9 protein-coding genes are annotated in these 8781 nt (G+C 42.1%); 4 read left to right on the top strand and 5 right to left on the bottom strand.

Going from position 1 to position 8781, the window contains the following annotated elements; genetic code table 11:
* A partial coding sequence (locus QZT73_RS11760; RefSeq protein ID WP_291788314.1) for a hypothetical protein occupies nt 1-229 on the top strand: 229 nt, incomplete at its 5' end.
* A 210-nt stretch (nt 230-439) separates the two neighbouring features.
* Here QZT73_RS11760 and QZT73_RS11755 read toward each other — a convergent pair.
* From QZT73_RS11755 to QZT73_RS11735, 5 genes are all read right to left on the bottom strand, one after another.
* On the bottom strand, nt 440-1399 hold the full coding sequence (locus QZT73_RS11755; RefSeq protein WP_291788311.1) for a UDP-glucuronic acid decarboxylase family protein: 960 nt from the start codon (nt 1397-1399) through the stop codon (nt 440-442).
* 130 nt (nt 1400-1529) lie between these two features.
* Nucleotides 1530-2366, bottom strand: coding sequence for an alpha/beta hydrolase (locus tag QZT73_RS11750; protein WP_291780631.1), 837 nt, complete (start codon nt 2364-2366; stop codon nt 1530-1532).
* Nucleotides 2367-2407: 41 nt separating this feature from the next.
* Nucleotides 2408-3295 carry a hypothetical protein gene (locus QZT73_RS11745; protein WP_291780629.1) on the bottom strand — a complete coding sequence of 296 codons (888 nt, stop codon included), beginning with the start codon at nt 3293-3295 and terminating at the stop codon, nt 2408-2410.
* A gap of 351 nt (nt 3296-3646) precedes the next feature.
* Nucleotides 3647-4333: an amino acid racemase gene (locus QZT73_RS11740; protein WP_291788309.1), complete on the bottom strand. Its 687-nt coding sequence runs from the start codon at nt 4331-4333 to the stop codon at nt 3647-3649.
* 720 nt (nt 4334-5053) lie between these two features.
* Complete coding sequence (locus QZT73_RS11735) at nt 5054-5893, bottom strand: 1,4-dihydroxy-2-naphthoyl-CoA synthase (RefSeq protein WP_291780625.1); 840 nt, start codon at nt 5891-5893, stop codon at nt 5054-5056.
* A gap of 81 nt (nt 5894-5974) precedes the next feature.
* On the opposite strand from QZT73_RS11735, the gene QZT73_RS11730 reads away from it, so the two are divergent.
* From QZT73_RS11730 to QZT73_RS11720, 3 genes are read left to right on the top strand one after another with little or no spacing between them, the layout of a single operon-like run.
* Entirely contained in the window at nt 5975-7048 is a 1074-nt protein-coding gene (locus QZT73_RS11730; protein ID WP_291780623.1) for an AMP-binding protein, read from the top strand.
* Complete coding sequence (locus tag QZT73_RS11725) at nt 7045-7467, top strand: DUF2141 domain-containing protein (protein WP_291780621.1); 423 nt, start codon at nt 7045-7047, stop codon at nt 7465-7467. The genes QZT73_RS11730 and QZT73_RS11725 overlap by 4 nt, the downstream gene beginning before the upstream one ends.
* A gap of 25 nt (nt 7468-7492) precedes the next feature.
* The gene (locus tag QZT73_RS11720) at nt 7493-8677 is read left to right on the top strand and encodes an ATP-grasp domain-containing protein (RefSeq protein WP_291788306.1); all 1185 of its coding nucleotides are present in this window, start codon (nt 7493-7495) and stop codon (nt 8675-8677) included.
* Nucleotides 8678-8781 lie beyond the last annotated feature (104 nt).

The following is an 8781-nucleotide window of genomic DNA, read 5'->3' as shown; positions in this document are numbered from 1 at the left end:
TATGAACTGTGAACATTTGAACGAAGTAGGTTCAGAGTTCAGAGTTCAGAAGTTCATGGGTTCTAGTTTACCTTACAAGATTCATAAAACTATGAACTGTGAACATTTGAACAAAGTAGGTTCAGGGTTCAGGGTTCAGGGTTCGAGGTTCAGAAGTTCAAGGTTCAGAAGTTCAGGGTTCAGAAGTTCATGGGTACAAGTGAACTTTACAAGATTCGTAAAACTATGAACTGTGAACATTTGAACGAAGTAGGTCCAGGGCTCAAGGTTCAAGGTTCAGGGTTCAGAAGTTCAGGAGTTCAGGGTTCATGGTTCAGAAGTTCATGGGTACAAGTGAACTTTACAAGATTCGTAAAACTATGAACGACTTGTCCGCTACTCCACAGGCGTACAGGCGTGGCGGATTGAACATTTGAACAAAGTAGGTTCAGGGTTCAGTTTAAAGGACAATTTTACCGATATGCTCGGGAATCTGGGTTTCAAAATAGGCAATGGTTTTCTCCAAACCTTCCCTCAAGTTGATTTTTGGTTCCCAACCCAATACTTCCTGTGCTTGGCGGATATCCGGCTTCCTTTGCTTAGGGTCGTCTTGGGGAAGTGGCTTGAATACCAACTCACTTTTACTACCAGTCAATTCTATGATGGTCTGCGCCAATTCCAACATGGAAAATTCACCGGGATTTCCAATATTGATCGGGCCGGTAACTTCTTTGGAAGTCTGCATCAAAGCATACATGCCTTCAATGAGGTCTTCCACATAACAAAAACTTCTGGTCTGACTGCCATTACCGTAAATTGTAATCGGCTGATCATGCAAGGCCTGCATGATAAAATTACTGACCACCCTGCCATCGTTGGCCTGCATATGTGGTCCATATGTATTGAAAATCCGCATTACCTTGATCTGAACCTTGTGCTGTCTATGGTAATCAAAAAATAAAGTCTCAGCACAACGCTTTCCCTCATCATAGCAGGCCCTGGGGCCTATGGGGTTGACGTTTCCCCAATAAGACTCGGGCTGAGGGTGTACAGCCGGGTCTCCATAAACCTCTGATGTACTTGCCTGTAATATTTTTATATTGAGTCTCTTGGCCAGACCCAGCATATGAATGGCGCCTAATACTGATGTTTTGGTAGTATGCACCGGATCATATTGGTAATGTATGGGACTGGCTGGACTCGCCAGATTGTATATTTCATCTACCTCCACAAAAAGTGGCGTGGTAATGTCGTGTTGGAGCACCTCCAAGTTGGGGTGGTCCAAAAGATCAGTCAGATTGTCTCTTCTACCCGTATAAAAGTTATCAACAGCCAGGACCTGATTGCCTTCAAGGAGCAGTTTTTTGCAAAGATGGGAGCCTAAAAAACCTGCTCCGCCTGTTATAAGAATCTTTTTCATAATGCCTTTAGAGAATTTTAGGATAAAAATTATCCCTGTAAAATAAATCAACAATTTTTTATATTCCAAATACATTTTTAAATATTTGAAAAATAATTTTTTTGTTGGTTTTATCTTAAGGTCTTCATTTTCAATATTTCTCCTGCAACCAATGAAGTATATCATTCATCACGGTTTCCTTTTCCGGTTCATTGATCAGCTCATGAAAAAGTCCTGGATAACGGTGAAAGGTCTTGTCTTCCGAAGCAATATTTCTGAAAAAAAACTCCGTCCCTTTGGGATCAGTCAATTGGTCTTCCGTACCATGAAGCAGCAAGACCGGATATTGGAAAGTAGCTACCTTTTCTTTGATGCCCTGCATCATCCTCAAAAGTTCATGCCCGGTACGGGCCGGCACAGGTCCATGATATACCAAAGGATCGGTATCATATTTTTCAACTTCCTTGAGGTCACGGGATATCTTGCTGCTGTCCAGTTTAAGCACTTTAAGTTTGGGGGCGATCTTACTCAACAAGCCGGAAACTCCGATCAGGAACTTGGAAATATCATCTGAAGGCTGAAGTGCAGGTGCGCTGAGCAAGATGCCATCCGCGTCAGGTCCATGATGAAGGGCATAGGCTGCAACCATTCCCCCACCCATACTATGCCCAAAAATGAAATTTGGAATCCCTGGATAATAGGCCTTTACTTTTTGAAAAAGGGCATCGATGTCTTTGAGATAATCCTGATAATTGCCAAAATAGGCCGTAGGGTAAGTTTTTGCAGACTTCCCATGTCCTCTTCCATCAAAACTAAAAACAGCAACTCCTGCCTCTACCAGTTTTTTGGCCAAATGGGCATACCTGCCGCTGTGCTCGGCAAGTCCATGAACCAGCAATAAAGAAGCGACTGGCTGTTCTGGAAGCCATGCCTGCAGATAAAGTTTGTATTTATCATGAGTAATATACTCGGTTTCAAAATGCTTCATTCGGGAAGTTAAAGCTAAATACAGACCTTCACAAATGGAATTTAATTTTTGCCTAGAGGCACTGTCAAACCGAGCCAGGGCACAGCAAAGAAGCCATCGGCAAAACTATTGACAGGAATAATCAACCCATAATCCAAACCGACGTTGTTGATCAATCTCCTTCCTCCCAGAGAGATCAAGCCAAATGTTTCAAATCCAGTGCTGATGATGTAATTCTCGGTGAGGAAATACCCTTTTGGACCAGTACGCACCATCCCGCTCAAGGTAATGGTAGGCGAACTGGCAATCTGACCATCAGAAAAACCCCAACCCAAACCAAGGGTAATGTTTTTATCCTTGTTGCCAAAAGTATTTACCCCATAAAGAACGCCGAATGCTCCTCCTCCGCCCAAAACTGTACCCACGAGCGCCCCCGCTCCAATGTTGTACTTGTCCCGTACTACAGGAATAGAAACTTTAGGGTTTATCCAAATCGGGGTTGGTGCCCCAGCAAATAAAAACAAGGGGACCAATCCCGCGGAAATGGAGAAATTTTCTGAAACGCCAAAGGTGAACTGATTGAAAAATATCCAAACATTCTGGTAATAAGACTCCCCAGGTTGGATTCCATAGCCATTGGGTGCAAAAAAGTAGCGTGTCGCCTGTGGGTTTTCAAACCATAATTCCCCATCAACAACCTGCTTCCCACTGACAAGTGTTCTTCTTTGGATATCTAATTTTTTTATGGTAATCTCTCCAAATTTTTCAGTAAGGAGGATGATTTTTTCATCATCTTCATCGATTATCTGACCGATAAACTCATTTCCATCGATAACTTTGATTAGAAAAATTGGAATTTCTTCCTGGTTGTCCTGAGCAAAAACTACCCTTTCTGGCAAAAAACAAAAAGCCATTAAAAGGGTGGTAAAAAGAATAGTGCTTTTTTTCATAGTTGCCGGTTTTAGATATGGAAAGATATTGAAAAATTTAATAAACTAAGTCTTTATATCCACCTATATTATTCTATAAAATCCAATCAATAAGGTATTTATTTAAACCAGAATTCTCCATTGGAATTTCTAGGCCAGTTCCAAGTTATTATGGGAGAAAACAAATGTCACATGTACAGGGCATGACTTGGCGACACCAAGCCATTTTTAAAATCAGACAGTTGACTCCAGAAAATCTATGTGTACTTTGTTTGGGGTTAAAAATAGAAATCCGCCCTCCGACCTCCCAATTTTCTTTACCTTCGGTTCGGCAATGGATTGTCAGATCTCTTCCCTTTGGGCCTGATTCATTCAATATGCACCCAAAATAAAATCAACCGCCATCTGTGCATGCAATTGGGTGGTAGAAATCAAAGGGTATTCTGAGTCTTCCTCTTTAATCAATAAGGGCAATTCTGTGCAACCCATAATCATTCCTTCAGCACCCTTTCCAGCCAAGAGTTCCATTTGCTTTTGGTAAAAGGATTTCGCCTCATCCGTAAAAATCCCCAAAGTAAGTTCTTTGGAAACAAAATAATGGGACCGATCGATAAACTCTGTATCGGGAATTAAGGTTTCTATGTCAAAATTCCTTTTCAAATAAGATGGGATAAAGTCACCTGTCATGGTAGGCCGGTTTCCTAAAAGTCCTAATTTTTGTAAGCCCATTTTCTTCGCCTTTCTTCCAATTGCCTCTGCAATATGCAAAATAGGAATACCGATTTGCGGCTGTACAAAATCATAAACCATATGCGGGGTGTTGGCACAAATAAGAATTCCTTTTGCACCGGCCGATTCCAATTTCCGGGAAATTTCCAAATATGTTTGATTGATTTTTTCCTTGTCCTGTTCCCGCATAAGCTGAATGTTCTGACTGTAAATCAGCAGGGATGGATTTTGATCATGCCCAATGTGCTCTCCAGCCAGTTCATTGATCAGTTTATAATATTCTATGGTGGAGTACCAAGAAGTCCCTCCAATCAAGCCCAGTAGTTTCATGGATTGAAAAAATTGATTTTATTTATTCTTAGCAGTGATTTTTGGCACATAAAAAGCGAAGCTTTTCGCACCGTTGTCGCGTGGTTGCAGCGCGGCACTATTGGTCATTGAGCTTTCAGCTCATTTTTAAACCGCAATGGACAGGTATATGGTGTAATCAAATTATCCGTGGCCTCGATTCTCGGGACAAGCTCTTCAGCCCCGGGCCGCGTAGTAGACCGAGAATTCCATATGGATAGGACTGCACCCTATCCTATGTTATCAAGTGCCTTCGACTATTCTTCAAAGCAGTAGTATCAAGAACATCTGCTGAAATTCGCAAGTCTCGCGCCTAATTCTTTTTCCCTGATGGTTTTGATCTCATTAAATATATCAGATCCCTACAAAGCTTTAAATCAGTAAAATTTGTGTAATTAGTGGTTTAAAAACCTTAGTTAAAGTCTCCAGGCTTGGACTCATAATAAAGCAAGCTACCAAGCTCTAAACCATTCTTCGTTAAAGACCTCTCCTTCGTCGAGGTGACAAGGATAAGCCAAATTCACTTTGAACTCTTCTGAGATTATTAGGACTTTTTCTTCACACCCTTGGTGTGCTTAGTGATTCAAAATCCTTTCTAAGATCAGAAACGATCTCCTCAAACCTTCAAAGCTCCAACCCCTTTTACCTTTTACTTTTCGCCTTTTGCCTACTCATCACGCTCCAATCCTCTCTCTCCCCTTCTCAAGGAATCCATTTGATCTTCCTGAAATTTGGCTTACGCTTCTCCAAAAAGGCATCCCTGCCCTCTTTGGCTTCCTCTGTCATATAGGCCAACCTTGTTGCCTCACCTGCAAAAACCTGTTGCCCTACCATTCCATCATCTGTCAGGTTCATGGCAAATTTTAGCATTTTGATAGACGTAGGGGATTTTTCCAATATTTCCTGGGCCCATGCATAAGCGGTGGACTCCAATTCATCATGTGGCACTACGGCATTGACCATCCCCATTTCAAAAGCTTCCTGGGCAGAATAATTTCTTCCCAAAAAGAAAATTTCCCTTGCTCTTTTCTGTCCAACCATTTTGGCCAAATATGCAGACCCATATCCGGCGTCAAAACTGGTCACGTCTGCATCTGTCTGCTTAAAAATGGCATGCTCTTTACTGGCCAAGGTCAGATCGCAGACTACATGCAAACTATGGCCCCCACCCACTGCCCAACCTGGGACTACGGCGATTACCACTTTGGGCATAAAGCGGATCAAACGCTGCACTTCAAGTATATTCAGCCTGTGGTAACCATCCTCTCCTACATATCCCTGATGTCCTCTGGCTCTTTGGTCTCCGCCCGAACAAAAAGCATGGCCCCCATCTTTCGGAGAAGGTCCTTCTCCCGATAGCAAAACCACGCCAATGCCAGTATCTTCATGTGCATCCTTGAAGGCGTCTAAAAGTTCAGAAGTAGTTTTTGGCCTGAAAGCGTTTCTTACTTCAGGACGGTTAAAGGCGATTCTGGCCACTCCATCGCATTTTTTATAAGTGATATCATCGTATTCCTTGACGGTTTCCCAGTTAATTTCCATTTCCAATTATTTTAAAATTTCCCTGCAAGATAACAGCCTTCCAGGAATTTTGTTGAATTTTGGGATAAGGACTTTATAACAATGGCCACAATAAGAATAGAAAACAGGGTTTACCAAGAAGAGGAGCTCCAGAAAGGGAATTGCTCCGAAAAAGATCCCTATTTCCAGCAGGCATTAAATTTCTGCCAGCAATGGCTCAGCGGTGAAAAAAGCTTTAAAATGCCATCATCCGGATCTACAGGAGAACCTAAAGATATCTTGGTGGATAGAAAACAAATGGAAGTATCTGCTGCTTCAACCCGCCGCTTTTTTCAGGTACCCAAGGGGGCCAAGCTACTTTGCTGCCTGAATATTGGGATGGTAGCAGGAAAAATGATGCTGGTCAGAGGCATGGAATGGGATTCTGAAATCTACCTGGTAAAGCCAAGTGAAAACCCATTAAGGGATATGGAGGTTTCGGGATTTGATTTTATTGCCATGGTGCCCATGCAGGTAGCTGCCGCACTTTCGGAGGTGAAGAGTCTGCAAATCTTAAAAAACACCCAAACACTGATCATTGGAGGTGCTCCTTCCTCCCCCTCCCTGATTCAAAAAATTGCAGCACATAAAATCCAGGCCTACCAGACGTATGGCATGACCGAAACCGTCTCCCATATTGCATTGGCTAAAATTAATACGCTTGGTCTCATTTACCGGACCTTACCGGAAGTAAAGATAGGTACGGATTCCAATCAAAGACTTTGGATCAAGGCTCCCATGGCAGGGAAGAAAACATTACAGACAAAGGACCTTGTGGAAATCATTGATGATCAAAGTTTCAAATGGCTGGGCAGGGCAGATTTTACGGTTAACTCCGGAGGCATCAAACTGCAACCGGAAATAATGGAACCGAAAATGACAGCTGATTTTGAATCAGTTTTCGGTCATGTGAATTTTTTTCTTTTTGGGAAAGTGGATGAAAAATTAGGCCAGAGATTGATACTCCTTGTTGAGGCATCCCAAAAAGAAACAGAAAAGGAACGGGAATTGCTGGAAAAACTCAAAAGTCTGTTTGACCGTTATCATTTACCTAAGGAAATCCATTATGTAAAGGAGTTTACACGAACGCCTTCTGGAAAAATCAACCGACCCGAAACCTATAAAAACTGCTTATGAAACTGTTCCTATTTATTCTGACATTATTTGCATTGATGTACCAATCCAATGAGGAAAACACCTTACAACTTACCGTAAATAAGGTGAAAAACAATGAGGGTGTGGTTCGGGTCCTCTTGTTTAAAGGATCTGATGGTTTTCCCGATGTCGTTGAAAAGGCCCATGGTAGTGCTTCAGTAAAAATCCAGGGTGGAAAAGCTGTTTACACCTTTGAAAATCTCCCGGAAGGCACCTATGCCCTCTCCGTTTTTCATGACAGCCAAAATACCGGAAAATTGAGAACCAATGCATTTGGTGTTCCAAGAGATGGTTATGGTTTTTCCAATAATGCTACGGGTACCTTTGGTCCTCCTAGTTTTGAAAAGGCAGCCTTTAAAGTTACCGCTGGTAAAAATCAGGTGGCGATAGATTTGAGATAAGCTAAATTCGGGAAATTTTCTATACATGATTTTATTGGATTATCCTTTTGTCTCTGATTTCTTGAAAGAGACACTCGTTCGCAATCAATTTCCTCTAATCGCTACCCAGGAAGCTATGGCCATTATGATAGGCCATAGGGTCAATTGGATCAGCAGTGAGGACGCTATTGAAAAACTTCAAAAAGATCCCCTTACTCCTGTTTACACCAATTCCGAAAACAGCATTAAATGGATCCAAGAGCATCTTCCCAACAGTCCCTTGATGGATAAAATAAGGGTTTTCAAAAATAAATTCCGTTTCAGACAACTGGTAAAAGCGCTTTATCCCGATTACTTTTTCAAAGCAGCACAGCTCGATGAATTGGAACAAATGGATATCAAGCGGTTTCCTTTTCCCTTTATCATCAAGCCTGTAGTAGGTTTTTTCAGTATAGCTGTGCACAAAGTAGACGGCCCAGAAGATTGGTCAGCCACAGTGGCAAAAATCAAGCAGGAAATTGAAAAAAGCAGTGGCCTATATCCAGACACGGTCGTAAGTCAGACGGAATTTATATTGGAAGGCTATATCAGTGGTGAAGAATATGCTTTTGATTGTTATTTTGATCAACATGGCCGTCCTGTTATCCTTAATGTTCTACACCATGTATTCAAATCTGAGGTGGATGTAAGTGATCGGGTTTACAGCAGTTCGCAAGAAATCATAGAAAGGCTAAGTCCTGCCATCATGGAATTTTTGGAAGGAATTGGTAAAAAAATAGACCTAAGAAATTTTCCTTTGCACATAGAAATCCGTGAAACCGAGCCGGGCAAAATCATTCCAATAGAGGTTAATCCTATGCGCTTCGGCGGCTTGTGCACGACAGCCGATCTGACCTGGTTTGCATACGGAATCAATTCCTACGAATATTTCTTCCAGTCCAAAAAGCCCGATTGGGAAGCGGTATTTGCAGAAAGGAAAGACAAGCAATACAGCTTGATTCTTCTGGACAATCAAAGCGATGTACCACAGGGTGACATAGCCTACTTTGATTTTAATGCCTTAGCCAGGGACTTTGAAAATCCGCTGCACGTAAGGGAAGTCAATATGGGCCAATGTGGGGTCTTTGGTTTCCTTTTTACTGAAACCAGTAAGGGTAATGAGCAGGAACTTACAGAAATCCTTCACTCCGACCTGACCAAGTATATGGTCTTGAAGGAGTTTTCAAAGTAGGTAACAATTTGGGAGGGTACATGTGTTCAGGGTTCAGGTGTTCAGGGTTCAGCTTGCTCCGAAGTATTTCGGAGGGTTGAGGGTTGACGGTTAACCAGTTCATT

It is taken from the genome of Cecembia sp., assembly GCF_007126775.1.
Classification (GTDB): domain Bacteria; phylum Bacteroidota; class Bacteroidia; order Cytophagales; family Cyclobacteriaceae; genus Cecembia.
The sequence above is the reverse complement of the archived record's forward strand: the minus strand, read 5'-3'. Positions and strand labels throughout refer to the sequence as shown.